Origin of the sequence: Natranaerobius thermophilus JW/NM-WN-LF (genome assembly GCF_000020005.1) — a bacterium.
Taxonomy (GTDB): Bacteria; Bacillota; Natranaerobiia; order Natranaerobiales; family Natranaerobiaceae; genus Natranaerobius; species Natranaerobius thermophilus.
In genome coordinates this window covers 911,374-929,007 of sequence record NC_010718.1, presented here as the reverse complement: position 1 = coordinate 929,007, position 17,634 = coordinate 911,374, and the positions used below count along the sequence as shown (strand labels likewise).

General features: G+C 36.6%; 16 protein-coding genes. 6 read left to right on the top strand and 10 right to left on the bottom strand.

The window, feature by feature from the left end; translation table 11 throughout:
• Positions 1 to 14 precede the first annotated feature (14 nt).
• On the top strand, positions 15 to 842 hold the full coding sequence (locus NTHER_RS04520; protein WP_012447344.1) for a phosphoenolpyruvate hydrolase family protein: 828 nt from the start codon (positions 15 to 17) through the stop codon (positions 840 to 842).
• A gap of 120 nt (positions 843 to 962) precedes the next feature.
• Here NTHER_RS04520 and NTHER_RS04515 read toward each other — a convergent pair whose 3' ends face one another.
• The 4 genes from NTHER_RS04515 to NTHER_RS04500 all read right to left on the bottom strand — a co-directional run bounded on the left by NTHER_RS04515 (position 963) and on the right by NTHER_RS04500 (position 3,232).
• The gene (locus tag NTHER_RS04515) at positions 963 to 1,439 is read right to left on the bottom strand and encodes a flavodoxin family protein (RefSeq protein WP_012447343.1); all 477 of its coding nucleotides are present in this window, start codon (positions 1,437 to 1,439) and stop codon (positions 963 to 965) included.
• A 23-nt stretch (positions 1,440 to 1,462) separates the two neighbouring features.
• Positions 1,463 to 2,254, bottom strand: coding sequence for a hypothetical protein (locus NTHER_RS04510; protein WP_012447342.1), 792 nt, complete (start codon positions 2,252 to 2,254; stop codon positions 1,463 to 1,465).
• A gap of 95 nt (positions 2,255 to 2,349) precedes the next feature.
• Positions 2,350 to 2,910 carry a zinc dependent phospholipase C family protein gene (locus NTHER_RS04505; RefSeq protein ID WP_012447341.1) on the bottom strand — a complete coding sequence of 187 codons (561 nt, stop codon included), beginning with the start codon at positions 2,908 to 2,910 and terminating at the stop codon, positions 2,350 to 2,352.
• Positions 2,911 to 3,034: 124 nt separating this feature from the next.
• Positions 3,035 to 3,232 carry a hypothetical protein gene (locus tag NTHER_RS04500; protein ID WP_012447340.1) on the bottom strand — a complete coding sequence of 66 codons (198 nt, stop codon included), beginning with the start codon at positions 3,230 to 3,232 and terminating at the stop codon, positions 3,035 to 3,037.
• A gap of 266 nt (positions 3,233 to 3,498) precedes the next feature.
• On the opposite strand from NTHER_RS04500, the gene NTHER_RS04495 reads away from it, so the two are divergent.
• From NTHER_RS04495 to NTHER_RS04480, 4 genes are all read left to right on the top strand, one after another.
• The gene (locus NTHER_RS04495) at positions 3,499 to 5,091 is read left to right on the top strand and encodes a spore germination protein (protein WP_012447339.1); all 1,593 of its coding nucleotides are present in this window, start codon (positions 3,499 to 3,501) and stop codon (positions 5,089 to 5,091) included.
• A gap of 57 nt (positions 5,092 to 5,148) precedes the next feature.
• Positions 5,149 to 6,327, top strand: a complete 1,179-nt coding sequence (locus NTHER_RS04490) for a Ger(x)C family spore germination protein (RefSeq protein ID WP_012447338.1) — start codon at positions 5,149 to 5,151, stop codon at positions 6,325 to 6,327.
• 226 nt (positions 6,328 to 6,553) lie between these two features.
• Positions 6,554 to 7,642, top strand: coding sequence for a GerAB/ArcD/ProY family transporter (locus tag NTHER_RS04485; RefSeq protein WP_012447336.1), 1,089 nt, complete (start codon positions 6,554 to 6,556; stop codon positions 7,640 to 7,642).
• A gap of 114 nt (positions 7,643 to 7,756) precedes the next feature.
• The gene (locus NTHER_RS04480) at positions 7,757 to 8,404 is read left to right on the top strand and encodes a TVP38/TMEM64 family protein (RefSeq protein WP_012447335.1); all 648 of its coding nucleotides are present in this window, start codon (positions 7,757 to 7,759) and stop codon (positions 8,402 to 8,404) included.
• A 59-nt stretch (positions 8,405 to 8,463) separates the two neighbouring features.
• On the opposite strand, the gene NTHER_RS04475 is transcribed toward NTHER_RS04480, so the two are convergent.
• Positions 8,464 to 9,606, bottom strand: a complete 1,143-nt coding sequence (locus NTHER_RS04475) for a glycerate kinase (RefSeq protein ID WP_012447334.1) — start codon at positions 9,604 to 9,606, stop codon at positions 8,464 to 8,466.
• Positions 9,607 to 9,877: 271 nt separating this feature from the next.
• Between NTHER_RS04475 and NTHER_RS04470 the strand changes: the two genes are divergently transcribed.
• Entirely contained in the window at positions 9,878 to 11,482 is a 1,605-nt protein-coding gene (locus NTHER_RS04470; protein WP_012447333.1) for an aspartate:alanine exchanger family transporter, read from the top strand.
• Between the two features lie 157 nt (positions 11,483 to 11,639).
• Here the strand turns inward: NTHER_RS04470 and NTHER_RS04465 are convergent, their stop codons facing one another.
• From NTHER_RS04465 to NTHER_RS04445, 5 genes are all read right to left on the bottom strand, one after another.
• The gene (locus tag NTHER_RS04465; protein WP_012447332.1) at positions 11,640 to 11,966 is read right to left on the bottom strand and encodes a hypothetical protein; all 327 of its coding nucleotides are present in this window, start codon (positions 11,964 to 11,966) and stop codon (positions 11,640 to 11,642) included.
• Positions 11,967 to 12,001: 35 nt separating this feature from the next.
• On the bottom strand, positions 12,002 to 14,332 hold the full coding sequence (locus tag NTHER_RS04460) for a pullulanase (RefSeq protein WP_012447331.1): 2,331 nt from the start codon (positions 14,330 to 14,332) through the stop codon (positions 12,002 to 12,004).
• A gap of 118 nt (positions 14,333 to 14,450) precedes the next feature.
• Entirely contained in the window at positions 14,451 to 14,885 is a 435-nt protein-coding gene (locus tag NTHER_RS04455) for a DMT family transporter (protein ID WP_012447330.1), read from the bottom strand.
• A gap of 32 nt (positions 14,886 to 14,917) precedes the next feature.
• Positions 14,918 to 15,847 carry an EamA family transporter RarD gene (gene rarD / locus NTHER_RS04450; RefSeq protein WP_012447329.1) on the bottom strand — a complete coding sequence of 310 codons (930 nt, stop codon included), beginning with the start codon at positions 15,845 to 15,847 and terminating at the stop codon, positions 14,918 to 14,920.
• 230 nt (positions 15,848 to 16,077) lie between these two features.
• A complete protein-coding gene (locus NTHER_RS04445) occupies positions 16,078 to 17,634 on the bottom strand; it encodes a hydantoinase/oxoprolinase family protein (protein ID WP_012447328.1) in 1,557 nt (518 codons plus the stop codon).

Genomic DNA, 17,634 nt, shown 5'->3' with positions numbered 1-17,634 from the left:
AAGGGGGAAGTAAAATGTTTAAAAGAAGTGACATCCTAAAACATATCGATGAGCAAGAAAAACAAGGTAGAGCTATCATTGGTGCCGGTGCTGGTACCGGTATATCGGCCAAAAGTGCCGAAGGCGGAGATGTTGATCTAATAATCATTTACAATTCTGGTCGGTATCGCATGGCAGGACGTGGTTCTTTAGCTGGACTATTACCTTATGGTGATGCCAATGCCATTGTCAAAGAAATGGCCAGTGAAGTATTACCTGTAGTAAAAAATACACCAGTTTTGGCAGGAGTGTGTGGAACAGATCCCTTTAGAATTATGGATAAGTTTTTACAAGAACTAAAAACTATGGGTTTTTCAGGAGTGCAAAACTTTCCTACAGTAGGTCTTATTGACGGTACTTTTCGTGATAATTTAGAAGAAACCGATATGAGTTACGATAAAGAGGTGGAAATGATTGAAAAGGCAAATTCACTTGACTTATTAACCACCCCATACGTTTTTAATGAAAAGGAAGCCGAACAAATGGCAACAGCGGGAGCAGATATTTTAGTTGCTCATATGGGCTTAACCACTAAAGGAACAATTGGGGCAAAAACTAGTATGAATTTGGAAGAAGCAGCTCATCGTATTCAAAAAATTGCAGATACAGGCAAAAAAATCAATTCAAAGATCAAAGTTATCTGCCATGGAGGACCAATCTCGGAACCGGAAGACGCTCACTACATATTAGAAAATACCCAAGGTGTAATCGGATTTTTTGGAGCTTCAAGTATCGAAAGACTACCAACAGAACAAGCAATTAAACAACAAACTAAAAACTTTAAAAATTTACAGATTAATTGAAATTCCACATTATCAACAACTCAAATACACAGTATCTTATAAAAAAATGGGCTGTCTTGTGACAGCCCATAATTACTTTGAACTTTTGAACGAGAGCTATAAACGAAATTTAAATCAGATTTAGCTCACTTTGTCAGCTAAGTTAGCTACTCTTTCTCCCAGCTGTTTGCACTCGGAAATTGCACGGTCATCCGGTTCTCCGGTAGTCACTGGGCCGTAGTGACCAATTTTGCTGAACCCGGGAACTATCATACCATGTACCAATAAAGCTTGAATAATACTTAATACCGTACTCTCGGAACCACCACCATCGATGCCACAGGATGCAAAAGCTCCACCTACTTTTCCTTCAAGTTTGCCATGTACTTTGATACTTTTGTCTAGGAACTCCTTAACTTGATTTGCCATTATCCCATAGTATGTAGGCGATCCCATAATGATGCCATCGTAATTTGTAAGTGAATTTAGATCTTCGATTTGTTGTACATTCAGAACATCAACTTCAGCACCAGCTTGCTCAGCCCCTTCACTTACCGCTTTAGCCATTTTTTGAGTATTACCTGTTTGACTAAAGTAGGCTACCAAAATCTTAGTCATAAAAGATCCCTCCTTGATATATTTTACAATTTAACAATCAACCCCTCCTGTGAACGATAATCCCACTCCTTTTGAGTTATCCAGGGGTACTGAACATTCCAATCTGCAAGACCGTATTTGAAAATAACATATCCTATAGTCGTGCAAGCTACTACCGCATCAGATGCATCTAGACTCTCTACATGAAATAATTCTTCAGAGAGTTTTAATTTTAAATTGAAATTTTTATTAAATTCATCCGCAAATTCCTGTAAATTTTTTCTCCGAGTCAAGCCTATTTTTGCCCATGTATGTGAAGGATACACTTCATAAAGACGAGCAGCTCCATGATCTACTTCGTCAAAGGGATAAACCACATTGCCAAAATCCCTGAGATAAGACAGCAATTTAAAGCCACCGTATATCATGGCCCTCATATTGGGATTAGTTCTTTTTAGAGGGCTAAAAGAAGATATTATAGCATCAACGTATCTGCAACAATCCGATACTCTTTGACATCTCCCTTCACAGTTAGGTATCTGTGACATTTTCAACTTATGTTCAAAACCGGTTCTACTACAATTGACAACTTCTCGTAAAAGTTGTTTCCACTCCTTAATTCCCAATTGTTGAAAAACACTTGCCGGTAGAGAAAATGGAAAATCCAAGCCCCAAGGACTTTTAGAACTATTAATTGCAGCAAATAAATCTAGACGATCATCACACTGTACAACTCGCTCAATTACTAATGAATCTTCTGTTAAAGATCCCTGAGCAAAATAGATCCCTTGACTGGGGTTTCTAGCACCACTGAAATCCGCACCGTAGACTTGCATCATTTTCCCTTCTTTCTTTTAAGCCTATTATATTTGTTTTGTAATTTAAATATAACATATAAAAACCCATCCTGGGGAGGACAGGTTAGGATGGGTTAAAGAAGATCTTTTTCCGGACAATATATGCTTGAACTGGTGTTTTCTAGGATGTACTCATTAGCAGTGCTCACTATGTTAGTTGTTATCACACTTATAAAGTATAGATCATTCGAAATGTTGTATTCTGTTTCTATATATTTGTTATAGTTTTCATCTAAAGTTTTATCAATATCCAATAAAGATATATTTCCAGATACATTACAGTCTAATTGATATTTTAACAACTCATCATGTAACTTTTTTTCATAACTAAAATGTTTTAAGTACTTTTTCTTAATAGTATTGTCATTATGAGGTCGGCAGAAAAAGTCTGCCAAGTAATGTGTTATTACTCCAAGCCTATAATAAGCTAGTCTCTTATTACCAATGTTCATATCCAAGGTTTTTTCAAAATAATTTAAAAACCATTTTTTTAAATGTAAGTATTCATGCTTTTTTATCTTATGTTCTATTGCAAAATCCGGAGTCACATTTCCTAATATAAAGTAGTTTTCATAATTTTCCTCAATCAAATTACTTAAACGCCTACCTAAATGTATATGTGATTTGGGTAGCATAAAAATTTGATACCTCACTCTCACTTTTTAATTTCTCAACACTTAATATAACTTATATCAAAGAAAGATGAACATTGCAAATTATCCTATGACTTAATTTCAAATTCTTGTTACATTTTCTAATCTATATGCAAATTATCGAGATAAAAAACTCCTGGGACTCATCCACATAGCCGTATTTATCTCCACTCTCCTCTCTGAAAAGCTCACCTTCATCTCGGTGATCATCTAAAATCCCAAGAACAAGCACAAATAAAACAGCAAAGCCCCCAACTATAGCAGGGACTATAATATATAAATTGACTTTTGATTTTGGAGGCATGGAATATTCCCTCCCTGGTTAGAACACTGATTATAATACTCTAGGTTCGACTTACAAAGTATATTCCCTGCCAAAATTATTATATTCCCTATCAATTATTTAATTAAACCTTTTATTAGCAGTTATTAAATATCGAAACCACAAAAAATTATCAAGTTATAAAAATATTAAAAAACCGTTTATAGTCTATACTATTGCAGGACAAACTAATCAAACGAAGGTACTAAATTAAAACACAAATAGCAAAGTGAAAGTGGTGTAATTTTATGCTATCCCATTTTATAAAGCGATTTCAAATGCTGTTTCAACAGATCAAAGGACAGGAACATGAAACACCTGTTGAAAGCCAGCAAAAAAATTCAATTCCAATTAAAAAAAGTTATCAAAAGAACTTAGAAGATATAAAAAACGCCCTAGACACTAACTTCGATCTAGTTATACGAGAGTTTAACGTTCAAGGTCATGAAAACCGGAAAGCATTCATCGCCTATTTAAGTAAAATCGTAAATGAAGAAAAAATCAATGATAATATAGTCAAACCTCTAATGGAACCTATGGAAAGATATGAATCATTACAAAACTTAGATCTATCCTATATCAAAAATTCTATCTTACCAACAGTCAATGTAGAACAGGTTTCAGATCTTAATCAAATCATTGAAAATATCGTTAATGGAGAAACTGCCCTATTCTATATGAATTATGGAGAAGCTCTATCCATCGATAGCTGGGAAGTTAAAGGTAGAGATATAGAAAAACCGGAAACAGAAACGGTAGTTCGAGGACCTAAAGAAAGCTTTAACGAAAGTCTTAGCGAAAATACCGCTTTATTGCGCCGAAAAATTAAGAATCCTGACCTCAAGCTAGAATCATTTACTCTAGGAAATCAGACCAAAACAGAAGTGATAGTCGCGTACATGGAGGATATTGCCGACGAAAACATCGTTAACGAAGTTAAAAGCAGATTATCCGAAATCGATATTGATGCCATACTTGAATCTGGATACGTGGAAGAGTTTCTAGAAGATGCTCCCTACTCCCCTTTTCCCACAGTAGGAAACACCGAAAAACCAGATAAACTAGCTGCTGATTTACTTGATGGTCGAATAGGATTGATGTTTGATGGAACACCTATAGCCCTGTATGTACCTTATCTATTCGTAGAAACTTTTATGACTTCTGAAGATTATTATACCAGATATTCTTATGCTAGTTTTTTGAGAGGTATCCGAATAATCGCTCTATTAGTTACTGTGATGTTACCTGGATTCTATGTCAGCGTAGTCTCTTTTCACCCGGAATTAATTCCAAAAGAATTAGCAGTTTCTATAGCGGTTGCGTCTGAGGGAGTCCCTTTCCCCACCTTTTTAGAAATATTGTTCTTCGGGGTAATATTTGAAATTTTAAGAGAAGCTGGGATACGAATGCCAAGTAATGTAGGGCAAGCTGTCAGTATTGTAGGTGCTTTAATTTTAGGTGAGGCAGCGATTCAGGCCGGTATAGTAGGAGCACCGGTGGTGATAGTCACAGCCTTAACAGCAATATCGGGTTTTGCCGTTCCTACCCAACTAGACGCACTGACTATGCTTAGAATTCCTTTTGTTTTTGCTAGCGCCATCATGGGATTACCGGGGCTATTAACAGCATTTAACTTTATTATCATTTATTTATGTTCACTCAGATCTTTTAGTGTTCCATACTTCTCTCCCGTAGCACCCCTGTCATTGAGTGGTCTAAAAGATTTTATGGTACGTGTTCCTTGGTGGCTAATGTTTAAACGTCCCAAATTAATCTCAGAAAAAAACAAAAAACGTCAGCCTTTTGGTCAGCGACCTAAACCCGAACAAAATAATGATTAATAATGATTAGTAAATCAAAAAACAATAAATCAATAAATCGATAAGGAGTTTTGTAAATTGTTAAATATAAAGACAAAACTGTTTCCATCAATAATAATCATAATCTTTGTTTGTCTTTATCCGTTAATATTAACCAGTTGCTGGAACAGGGTTGAAATGAAAGAACGAGCTTTAGTCATGGGAACAGGGATTGATTATACAGAAGACGATTTAATTGAAATCACCACCCAGCTATTATTACCCGTTGAAAAAGGTGTCACAGGAGAAGGGGGAGGTAATGGTGAAGATGCAGTTTGGGTTGCACAAAGCACGGGGCATACGATATTTGATGCAGTTAGAAATTATATTACCAAAACAGGCCGCAGATTATTTTTCCAATACAATGAAATCTTAGTTATTAGTGATGAAGTAGCCGAAGACGATATGGAAATAGTGTTAGACTTTTTTGAACGAGACCACGAAATCAGGTTAAATCAATTTATTCTCATAACGGAAGATAATGCTGCCGACATCTTAGAAGCCACCCACGAACAAGAACAGGTACCAGCAGAAGCCATAGTCGATATGGTACAAGGCCAAAATTTTTTAGGAAAAGGTGGCGAAGTTACTTTATTTGATTTTACAGGAGACATTCAGTCAAATGGTACCTCTCCCCACGCACCCAAAATTATTATAGAAGAGGAAGAAGACGGTGAAGAAATACTTAAAATTGAAGGGATAGCCGTATTCGATCACTTCGATAAACTAGCTGGCTTCTTAGAACCAGATCAAGCCAGAGGACTTAATTGGGTAGCTGGTAACCTGGATACAACTGTTTTGGTAGTTAATGAAGAAGGTGATAGTGAAAAAATAGACGGCAAGCACAGTATTGAAGTAATACAGATAGATAGCAGCATAGATCCTGAATTTGAAAATAATTCCCCTGAGATCACAGTGACAGTCAATATACAAGGAAATGTTGGAGAAAAACAATCTAAAACGGAAATTCCCATCGAAGATCAAAAGAAGGCTTTAGAACGCCAGAGTGCTACTGTGATTGAAAATGAAATAAAATCTGCCTTTGAAAAATCTCAAGAATTAAATGCTGATATCTTTGGTTTTGGTGATGCTCTTTACAACCACTACCCTCATCAGTGGCAAGAAATTGAAGATGAATGGCCAGAAATTTATCCAGAATTAACTATCAATATCGATGTTGAAGCTAATGTTAGAAGGACAGGAGTAATTAGAGATTAATTCAAAAGCACTAGTAGGTGAAAAGTATGTTTTTTCAAATTGCAGGAATTATAATTGTCTCATTAATAATCTGTTTAATAGAAGTGCCTGATATGTTAACAAATAAACAATGGGGCGAGCTAGTAACATTTTTTGTATTGTTATTAAGTGGTACTGTCCTACTAATATTCCATTTATTTTAGGTGATGCTTGGATTAGGAAGCATAGATTAGGAGGCATTAGTTTAATGTTTACTAATGAACGGGTGTCTGGGATACAAGCAGTGATATTAACTGCCGCTGCCGCTCTAGGGACCATATTTCTTGACATACCTATAATCGCTATTGAAGAAGGTGGGCTCCAAGGGTGGCTTAGCATCCTACCAGGATATTCCCTAATGATAATTGGTGTTTATGCTGTAGTCAAGCTTGGCGAAAAATATCCCAACGAAACAGTTATTCAATATGCCCCGAATGTAGTGGGAACAATGATAGGAAAGCTTTTTGGTTTGACTTTGATAATCACCTTCACTGTTTTTGCAGGGTTCTTGGTCCGGTTAAACTCCGAACTATTACTACTTTTAATGCCCGAAACTCCTGCAGTTGCCTTTAAAGTACTTATTGTAAGTCTAGCTATTTATTCGATGAAATCAGGTTTTGAGGTTTTTGCTCGCGCTTGTCAATTATTAGTTCCTTTAATAATTTTAGGTCTAATATTGGTTTTTATTTTCAGCTTGGAAAATATTGAATTAGATAACTTTTTACCATTATTTGAAGAAGGTTATTTAGAGCCTTTGGGGTTTTTGCCAAATGCGATGGCCTTATCAGGTGAAGCTGTGCTCTTTATGGCTTTTTGGTATTGTACCCTGAACACAAAAGAAGAAGGATTACGAGCTGGAGCTATTGGATTGGTAAGCATGGGGTTACTACTAACTGTAACTGTATTAGTCACTATAGGTTCTTTAGGGCCCGATAAAGTATTAAATCACAATTTCCCGATATTTTCACTAACCAGGTTTATCTTGGTATTAGAATTTATGCAGGGCTACGAGGGACTTTTGACTATAGTATGGGTTTCTGCTTCATTTATTAAAGTAACAATCTTTTTATATCCAGCAGTGGTTGGTGCTTCCCAGTGGCTCAACCTACAGGATTACAAGCCCTTAGTTTTTCCATTCGCCCTATTAGTAATAAGTGCAGCCTATGTACCAGAAACTAAAGGAGATGTTGATGAAATGATAGGTTTAATTAACTTGTATGCAATTCTACCTTTAGCGTTCTTTTTACTAATTATGGCTATCATTGAAGGAGTGAAAACGAAATTGCAAAACCAGTAATAATGTAATTAACATTTTTTAGAGCTTGTATTCCCCATATCCTTAAAGTATACTAAGATTTAAAGAAATTCTTGTTAGAAAGATCAAACTATAACACCGAGACGAGGTGTTAATATGACTATCCTGAGAATAATTATAGTTTTGTTAATAGGAGTGGGAACAGGCAGCTATTATTTATATCTTAATGATATAATCACAGCTGAAAATATCTACTTATTTCTTGAAAATTACGCTTATTTAGCACCTTTATTATATTTTCTTATCCATGTCATTCGTCCTTTTACCATGTTACCATCTTCTATCCTATCAGTAGTTGCTGGTCTCACCTTTGGTTCCTGGATCGGATTTTTAATTTGTATTACCGGTTTCTTACTGGGAACATCAACTGCTTATATTATGGGAAAAGTTTTTCAACTCAAGTGGCTAATCTCTCGCTATCCCCAGAGCCAACAACTTATCCAGGTACTTAAAGAAAATTCCACTGATAATATCCTACTGGGAATCAGTTTAAGATTTGTGCCAATTTTCCCTTCAGATTTAGTTAGCTTTGCCTTTGGAGTTTGTAAAATAAGATATCGAGAATTTGCTCTAGGAACCTTAATAGGATCATTTCCGGGACTATTTATGTTTTATTATGCTGGAATTCAGTTTCAACAGCAAAGCTATTTTAATCTAATCTTGATTTTAATCGCATTTGTTATCCTCACCTTGATATTTTGGAAAAAGAAACAATATTATAAAGAAAAGTTTGGTATAAAGTAGGTGAAAATTGATATTTGGTTTCCAGATACTAACTTTCCAAACTTCATTCTTCTTTGTCCTCATCTCTTTTTCCCGGCATAAAAGGTCCTAATAATCTGATGAGTAGTATTTTCTAGTAATTCTTCGGCTCGATCAAAGGCTTGATCTTCATCTATTGGACCGGGGATAATTGAAAAATATCCAGTAATCCCATGATGATGAAACTCTTGTAAATCTTCTTTAATATTACCGGCTACAACAAAGGTGGGGATTTTATGTTTCTTGGCTTTCTTGGCTACTCCATGAGGCACTTTTCCAAACAAAGTTTGCGAATCAAAACTGCCTTCTCCAGTAATAACTATATCAGCATCTTTAATCTGATTTTCAAAGTTTAAAACCTCCATCACCAGGTCTATTCCCGATTTTAGTTCAGCTCCCATAAAAGCTATCAAACCTGCACCCATTCCTCCAGCCGCTCCAGAACCGGGAATATCTTTGACATCCTTATTCAATTCTTTTTCGATAATATCGTGAAAATGCGATAGGGCATTATCAAGCAATTCAATATCTTTAGATTGACCGCCTTTTTGAGGACCAAAGATCTGACTAGCACCTTGAGGACCAATCAGAGGATTGGTTACATCACAGGCAACTCTTATGTCTATATCATGTAATTTAGGATCCATACCTGATAAATCTATTTCTGACAATTTAAGTAGCTCTTGACCTCCATATTTTAAGGGCTTGCCTTTATCATCAAAAAATTCTATCCCAAGGGCTTGAGCCATTCCAACGCCTCCGTCGTTAGTAGCACTTCCTCCGATTCCAATGATCAACTTCGAACAACCAGTATTCAAAGCATCCTTAATCAATTCACCGGTACCATAAGTTGTTGTAATTTTGGGATCAAGATTTTCTTTGGTGACTAATTGTAATCCGGCTGCTTCTGCCATTTCAATCACAGCAGTTTCGTTATCTCCTAATAATCCCCAGCAAGCTGTAACTTCATAACCTAAAGGCCCTGTCACTTTTTGACTATAAAGTTCACCATCAGTAGCATAGACTAGGGACTTTATTAAACCTTCCCCACCATCGGATAATGGTAATTTTATAGTTTCTAAGTTTTTATTATATCTGTGTACACCACGCTCCATAGCAGTTGCTACATCTTTAGCCTCTAAACAGTTCTTATAAGAATCTGGAGCTAGAATAACTTTTTCCATGGTTTACCTCCTCATTCTACTGGCTTTCCTTTATTACCCGTCAAGATAATTCACCTTTCATCATTTAATTGGAGTTCTTGGTGCTATATTTCTTCTGTATCTAAAACACAATTCCTTTTTAGATCTACTTTTCAAACAATCAATCTTATTGTAAGATAAAAAGGGTGTTGTTTTAAACATTGCCAAACTCCCATAACTAAAGCGGTGGGCTTTCTGCTGCTGTTTATCGTAAAATTTTTATTTAATTTATAAATATGGAGGAATTTCTACAATGTCGATATTCCATGAAACACCAGTATTAACAATATTCACTATCATTTTATTGGGATTATTACTGGGAAGCATACAATTCAAAGGTTTGAAATTAGGAGCTTCAGGAGTTCTATTGGTTGCATTATTAATGGGACATTTTGGCTTTGAAATACCTAAGGTAGCTCAGGATTTAGGACTTGCTTTATTTGTACTCTCGGTAGGTTTAAAAGCGGGGCCTAGATTTTTCCGAATGCTAAAACGTAAAGGTATAGCATTCAGCGGAATAGGACTTGCTATAGTTATCTCTACCGGTTTAATTACATTAATGTTATCAAAATTATTAAACATTCCAGCACCCCTTGGCATAGGATTGATGACAGGTGCCCTAACAAGTACACCGGGACTGGCAGCTGCCATTGAAGCCACCGGAGACCCTATGGCTTCTGTTGGTTATGGGATTGCCTATCCCTTTGGTGTCATTGCAGTTGTTATGTTTGTCCAACTGGTTCCCAAAATTAAAAAAGACAGCTTTTTAGAAGCTTTACAGAGTGCTGAAGCAGATAAAGAAAGGAAACAACAGAGAAAGAACCTGATTTCCAAAGCTTTCAGAGTAGAAAACCCTGAACTACATAAGAAAACTTTAGCGGAAATCAAACTTCAAAAAAAGGCTGAAGTAATTATCAGCAGGATTTTTAGACACGATAGGAGTTTTGTCGGCAGAAATGATGCTGTGCTATTACAGGGTGATCACATTAATGTTGTAGGCACTTCCGAAGAACTCAAAAAGGTTGATGATTATTTTGGACCTAGTGTAGAAATTAATGATAAAACAAAGGAAGAAACAGATACAGAAGTTGAAAACATTATTATGAATAGGGATGATTTAGCAGGGAAAACCCTGCAAGAGTTAAACCTAAGACATAATCCAGGTGTAACGATTACCAGAGTAGAGCGTAGTGGTATAGAATTTTTACCTAAACCCGGAAAAACACTTGATAAGGGTGATATTTGTACCGCAGTAGGGACAGATAAATCTTTAAAAGAACTAAAAGATTTGTTTGCCTCGAAACATCTGCAGGTATCCGATGTAGACATGCTTCCTATTAGTGTTTTCCTATTGAGCGGAATCTTACTGGGAATGATACCTATATTTATTCCAGGACTTGGTACTATACAAATTGGAGTAGCAGGAGGTCCCTTATTTGCAGGGTTAATCGCATCTCACTTTGGAAGGATCGGACCTCTAAAGGCCAGATTTAATAGTTCAGGTTTAAATACCATCAATAGCTTGGGCTTAACTCTCTTTTTGGCAGGAGCCGGAACTTCCGCCGGCTCAGATCTTGTTACAGTCATAGCGAAACACGGTATTGGAATATTTGCCAGTGGGGCAGTTATCACCCTGGTACCTTTAATCATTTCTGCATGGCTAGTTCAAAGAGTATTTAAACTGAATTTGGTGCATGGTTTAGGTGCTATTTGTGGTGGTATGACAAGTACTCCTGGATTAGGAGCTTTAAATGATATTACTGATTCAGAAGAACCTTCCGTCGCCTATGCAGCTGTTTATCCACTAGCTTTAATACTTGTAGCAATTTCATCCCAGTTATTAGCACTTCTTATTTAAATTTTATTATTTATCACCCTCGTTTGTTTCAGTTTTGTCTGTAGCTAGGTTAGTTGTCCTAATAAGATGAACCCTAAAAAATAAAACTATACGATGCTAAAAGACAAGGTAGAAATTTTTTGTTAGTTAAATAAACAAACCCCTAAGGTCTAGTCATTTACCGTATAATAAATTTACCAGTATACTTTTTATTTAAAATAAATATTGTTCCAAGGAATATTGCTCCCAATACAATATATGTTGTAATAAAAATTTCAATATTTGGGTCAAACCAATACTCTACTTGTCCCATAGTGGCAATAAGTATACCCAGGCCTATATGTGCCATCCCTAATTTGTTCAAATATTCGGGCAAAATTTCATGGGGCATACTGTTAATTAAAGCTTCGGATATAAAAATATTTGGCTTGTCCGGTTTCTTTACCCTAAATTCTACTATGCCTTTAATAATAAAATAAATTCCCAAAAATAATTGTCCAAACATATACTCCCTCCAGACATCAGCTATGCTTCACCGGATTACAATCTAATAATTACTGCAGATAAAGGATCAATTCTTATGCCATCAGAAGTCAATTCAAATCCTGATGGCTCCTTGACCTCTTCAGTACCTGCTTCATTACTATCCACTATCACTTCCCCCCGGGCTAAATCATAATCAGTTACAGTCAATTCACGTTCACGTTCGTCTGCATTGACAAAAACCAGGTATTCTTCAGTTTCGTCTGAAGACTCGGTTCTATACCCAATTAAAAGGTCGTGATCATGAATCTCTGGAGCATGGATCATTTTCACATGTTCATCAATTTCTGAAATTGTTCCATGTCTGAAAGCATCTGTTGACCTGCGAAGTTTTATCAAACCTCGTGTAAATTCTCGCGTCATGACATTCATCGGGTACTCTTCTATATTAGTAGCTTTCTGCCAATCAAACTTATTTACAGCATCAGAAGAATCATAAGAATTGTGAATAAAATAAGGGAAATTAAAGGGTTCACCGTCTTTATTGGTCATAAATGTGGAATTAGCTGGTAGGTCATCCACCCATCCTTGATAATCTCGATGACGAAATTGTTTTGTACGCCCAAATTCTTGGCCTGCATGGAGAAAAGATGTTCCCTGGGCAGTCAGAGTCATGAGATTTCCCAGTCGAATACGTTTTTGAATTTCTTCTTGATGGTATTCGGGATCTTTTTGGATGGAAAATGCAATTACATCGTGCAGGGTTAAATTGTCATGAGCCGCAATATAGGGAACTACATCTCCAGGGTTAGTTGCCTTAAAATTATGAGGGTTCGCCCTTAAATTATCAAAAATTTTCCCAATATGACGACCGCCTCCAGTGATAAAGCGAGGCTCACCTTCCATTCCAAAACCTGATTTTAATTCATTACGAAACTCATCGGAAAAACAACCAACACTATTTGTAAATTGCATCCAGTGTTGATCTGCCGCCGGTACTTCAGGATCTAATTGATCTCCGGCAAAAGTCAACCAACCTTCACCGATCATGACAATTTCAGGGTTAATCTCTTTAGCTTTATCGTAAGCCATCTGGATAGTTTCTGCGTCATGGTCACCCATCATGTCAAATCGAAATCCATCTACTTTGAACTCTTTAACCCAGTACAAAATTGAATCCACAACAATGCGCCGAGCCATTTTATGTGTTGTACCCAGACGACCGCCTCCAAAACTAGTACGAGGTGTCCCGTCAGCTTCCATAAAATGATAATAATTAGGCTCTAAATCTTCGAAAATATGAACCCTTGCTGTGTGATTATAAACTGCATCCAAGATCACACCCATGCCACGGCGGTGAATTTCATTTACCAGATTTTTAAATTCTCTAATCCGCTGCTTTGGGTCTTCGGGGTTTTCTGAATACATACCTGTTAAAGAAAAATAGTTATGGGGATCATAACCCCAATTATAGTTATTGTGGGCTGAGGAGTACTCCATGAAGCGCTGATCATTATTAAGTTCATCCACAATGTAATAGTTCATCACCGGGAGTAATTGAATATGTGTAACACCCAAATTTTTAATATAATCAAGTTTTTCAATAAAGGCAGAAAAAGTCCCGAACTGAGATTCCAATTCACTGTCAAGGGATGGATCAGAAGTAAAATCACGGACGTGGATTTCGTAGATAATTGCATCTTCCCGTTTTTTGAACCCTTCGATACGGGCAAAATCTAACTCTGGCCCTATTGAAGATGGATCCACAATGGCAGCTTTGCCAATTCTAAGTTTATTTTCTTGATTGCTATCCCAAGCTGCCATAGAAGGGGCGTAAGGGTCTAGGGCAGTCACGACTTCATCACAACGTTTTATTTTATAGTGATAATAATAACCGGTTAAGTCATGAATTCCCGTATTCCTTTGATCTAATGTCACTTCCCATACACCGCGCTGACCGCGAGTCATATCAATACTATTTGCTACGATCTTATATTGGTCATAGCGATCGTATAAAATAACGGAAACATTATCTGCACTAGGAGACCAAAGTTTCAATGTAGCTGATCCATCTTGATGAAGTTCCGGGCCTAAAGATCCATTATAAGCGTAAAGTTCATCTTTGAGTTGCCAACTTACAATTACCGTAGCTGACATTTCATGAAACGTTACTTGGTAAGGTGCTTTATGGACATCAAACTCCCCGTAGACAGAAACACTCTCCTCAGCATCTTCAATCAAAACTTTATCAAAATAAATTCTCTCTTGATTGCGGTCTGTAATTGACAAATGTTCCTCTAATTCTTCCACTGTCAGGCCATGGATGGTAGCAAAACCAAGTTCTATCCTAGTTCTTTCTTTAAGTAGACCATAACGAATTTCGTTCATGTTATACCTCCAAAGTTTTCCAAATAAAATAACACAACTTAATTATCTAGTGGATGGGTATTTAATTTTAGTTTTCCAGAAAAAGTTCAATACCATACAACTTTGAAGGTATAACTTATTAAAACAATTGGTACAGTAAAACTCCTGCAACCATCATTACAAGACCGAGTATTTGGGTTATCGAAAGGTTTACCGTCGGGTCTCCAAAGAGCCCAAAAACACTGACTATTAAGCTTGATACAATTTGAGCCATTAATAACAGCGTGATGGCATAGCTGGCTCCTAGGACACTTACCCCTTTCATTACGCTAAATACTATTATTGCTCCCATAACTCCACCCAAAAGATAATGAGGCTTTACATTGGTCATATTCGAAAAATTGGGAGTTCCTTCTAGAATCATTAGCATTGTAAGAGCTACCAAAAATCCAGTCCCATGGACCCAGGTATTAGTATGCCAAAAATTTATTTGATCACTTAACCTGGCATTAAAAACTCCCTGTACTGTTACAAATATCCCTGCTAAAATAGAAAAAATAACGCCTTGTGCCATAATTACTCCGCTCCTTTTTTCAGACTAATCGACTAATCATAATTTGATGTAGAAGATACAGCTTCTGCTTTCATATTCCGACTTTCTCTATAGGTTTTAACACTATCCCAGGTATATAAGGCTAGGGCAATCCAAATGCAGCCAAAAGTAAATAAATGAATTGATGTGAAGGGTTCATTAAAAATAAATACCCCTAAATACAAGCTAAGGGTAGGAGAAATGTACTGCATAAACCCTACAGTTGACAATTTTACTTTCCTTGCCGCCATGGAAAATAAAAGTAGCGGTGTTGATGTGGCCACCCCTGCTCCCATTAACAATAAAATCAGATGTAAAGGAGCGTCCCCTAGGGCTCCCGTCCCTTGAACTTCATGAAAAGTTAAGTATGCTAAAACAATTGGTGCTAAAATAGCTGTTTCCAAAAACAACCCCGGTATAGGATCGACAGGGATAGTCTTTTTTATTAATCCGTAAAACGCAAAAGTAAATGCCAGCACTAATGCGACCCAAGGAAATTGTCCATAACTGAATGTCATCACTAATACACCTAGGGTGGCAATGGCAACTGATATTTTCTTAGTGGTACTCAATTTTTCCTTTAATACCAATACACCTAACATCACAGCTACTAAAGGATTTATATAATATCCCATACTAGCTTCTACTACCCTATTGGCCTGAACTCCCCAAATGTAAGTGAACCAGTTCGCACTGATAACAACAGCGGCCAACAAAGTTATGGCCAAATTCCTTCTACTTTTAAAAATATTTCCTACCATTCTCCAGTTTTTATTAATACACACAATAAATCCAACAAAAAAGCAAGACCAAAATATTCGGTGAGCAAGAACTTGTTCAGCCGGCACTTGGTCTAATAAATCCCAGTAAAGAGGGAGTAATCCCCAGAGAATATAAGCTGATAATCCTAGAAAAACCCCTTTTTTAGCTTCATTGGCCCCCATAACTCACACCTCTTTTACACCAAATTTAGTTAAACACTATAACTATTATATAGAAGTTATTTTATATTTAGCAAGTCTAAACTTCACTTTAACTAATAAAATATTTTTTACTACGCAAAATTATAAAATCCCCCTATAGAGTCGATACAGTCATAAGCCTAATTAACTGACTGTCACCGCCCAGAGGGGGATATTAAACTAACTTAATTTAAATATGATTATGATTTTGATTATTCAATTAATAAATCTCCCGCAGCTTTTGCTTTAATCCTAGTAGCATTGCCAGGAAGATATGCTAAAGGCACATCTTCAACATCAACTATTTCTACAGTTTCTTCTGCCGCCCCAGCTTTGATAGCTTCAGAAATGGCCTTTTGCTTTGCCTGTTCAACCGCTTCTTCCCTCGACATATCACTTAAATTATAGATTCGTTCAACTTCACCGCTTACCTGTGAAATAGCAGCTCCAATTGCATTTGCTACTTCATAATGATTTGGTTTATAAACTTTACTAGCACCGGCCAATTTATCAGGAAAGAGAATACTTCCTCCACCTACGAGGATGACAGGCAACTCTGTAGACTCTGTTTTCATTTTATCTATAGAAACTTCAATCATAGAAGTCATTTTTTGATAAACAGAAGACACTAATTCACTATCAAGATCATTTAAATTATTGGAATCTCCTACATTCGCTATTCCTCCAGCTACAGCTATATCTGTCGTTGTTAGAGTATCTCCGCCAAAGACCTGTGATTTATTTGTAATTTGATAACCGACACTTGCTGGTCCAATACTGAATTCAGCGGCATCACCTTGAATGATAGTTCCTCCTCCTAAACCAAGAGATAACAGATCTGGCATTCGAAAGTTAGTCCTCACGCCTCCAATTTCCACTGAAATTGTTGATTGTCGAGGAAAACCTTTGTTTAATATACCTATGTCTGTTGTGGTACCACCAACATCTACGACTAGCCCTTCCTTTTGATCAGTCAAGAAACATGCACCACGAATACTATTGGTAGGTCCACAAGCGATAGTCAATATTGGGTACTTAATTGCATATTCTATAGCCATTAAAGTCCCATCGTTTTGACCAAAATATTGCTTGGCATTAATATTGAATTTTTTCAAGGCATTTTCGAATGCTTTTGTTGCCTTTTTTGCTACATCAACTACTGAAGCATTCAACACGGTAGCATTTTCACGTTCTACAAGACCGATAGAACCGATTTCATGCGATAATGAAAAATTTATATTTTCGCCCAGCTCATCTTGTAAAATTTCTTTAGCCCTTTGCTCGAATTCACCATTTACCGGGGAAAACACTGAAGTAATAGCTACAGAACTGACTTTCCCTTTAACTTCTCGAGCTACTTCCCTGATCTCATCATCTTTTAATTCGGAAATTTTTCGACCATCAAACTCGTGACCACCATGGACAATATATTGATGATTGCCAATCACTGATTTCAAGTCTTCAGGCCATCCAGTCAAGGGTTTAACAGCACTAGTAGCGGGTTTACCAAGACGAATAACAAGGACTTTATTTAAATTTTTACGTTCTACAATGGCGTTAGTACAGTGGGTTGTTCCTAGCATTGCGTATTCAATCTTATTTGTATCCACATTTTTATCTGAAACTACTTTTTCTATAACATTAAAAATTCCAGTCGTGACATCTTCCGTTGTCGGATGTTTGGCCTTAGAAAGTACATTAAGCTTCTCATCAATTATAACTGCATCTGTATTGGTGCCGCCAACATCTATCCCTATCCTATACGCCAA

Bases quoted from the DNA above. Each gene is read 5' to 3' on its own strand.
- NTHER_RS04520 (WP_012447344.1), top strand. From the start codon at position 15: ATGTTTAAAAGAAGTGACATCCTAAAACATATCGATGAGCAAGAAAAA.
- NTHER_RS04515 (WP_012447343.1), bottom strand. From the start codon at position 1,439: ATGACTAAGATTTTGGTAGCCTACTTTAGTCAAACAGGTAATACTCAA.
- NTHER_RS04510 (WP_012447342.1), bottom strand. From the start codon at position 2,254: ATGCAAGTCTACGGTGCGGATTTCAGTGGTGCTAGAAACCCCAGTCAA.
- NTHER_RS04505 (WP_012447341.1), bottom strand. From the start codon at position 2,910: ATGCTACCCAAATCACATATACATTTAGGTAGGCGTTTAAGTAATTTG.
- NTHER_RS04500 (WP_012447340.1), bottom strand. From the start codon at position 3,232: ATGCCTCCAAAATCAAAAGTCAATTTATATATTATAGTCCCTGCTATA.
- NTHER_RS04495 (WP_012447339.1), top strand. From the start codon at position 3,499: ATGCTATCCCATTTTATAAAGCGATTTCAAATGCTGTTTCAACAGATC.
- NTHER_RS04485 (WP_012447336.1), top strand. From the start codon at position 6,554: ATGTTTACTAATGAACGGGTGTCTGGGATACAAGCAGTGATATTAACT.
- NTHER_RS04480 (WP_012447335.1), top strand. From the start codon at position 7,757: ATGACTATCCTGAGAATAATTATAGTTTTGTTAATAGGAGTGGGAACA.
- NTHER_RS04475 (WP_012447334.1), bottom strand. From the start codon at position 9,606: ATGGAAAAAGTTATTCTAGCTCCAGATTCTTATAAGAACTGTTTAGAG.
- NTHER_RS04470 (WP_012447333.1), top strand. From the start codon at position 9,878: ATGTCGATATTCCATGAAACACCAGTATTAACAATATTCACTATCATT.
- NTHER_RS04465 (WP_012447332.1), bottom strand. From the start codon at position 11,966: ATGTTTGGACAATTATTTTTGGGAATTTATTTTATTATTAAAGGCATA.
- NTHER_RS04460 (WP_012447331.1), bottom strand. From the start codon at position 14,332: ATGAACGAAATTCGTTATGGTCTACTTAAAGAAAGAACTAGGATAGAA.
- NTHER_RS04455 (WP_012447330.1), bottom strand. From the start codon at position 14,885: ATGGCACAAGGCGTTATTTTTTCTATTTTAGCAGGGATATTTGTAACA.
- rarD (WP_012447329.1), bottom strand. From the start codon at position 15,847: ATGGGGGCCAATGAAGCTAAAAAAGGGGTTTTTCTAGGATTATCAGCT.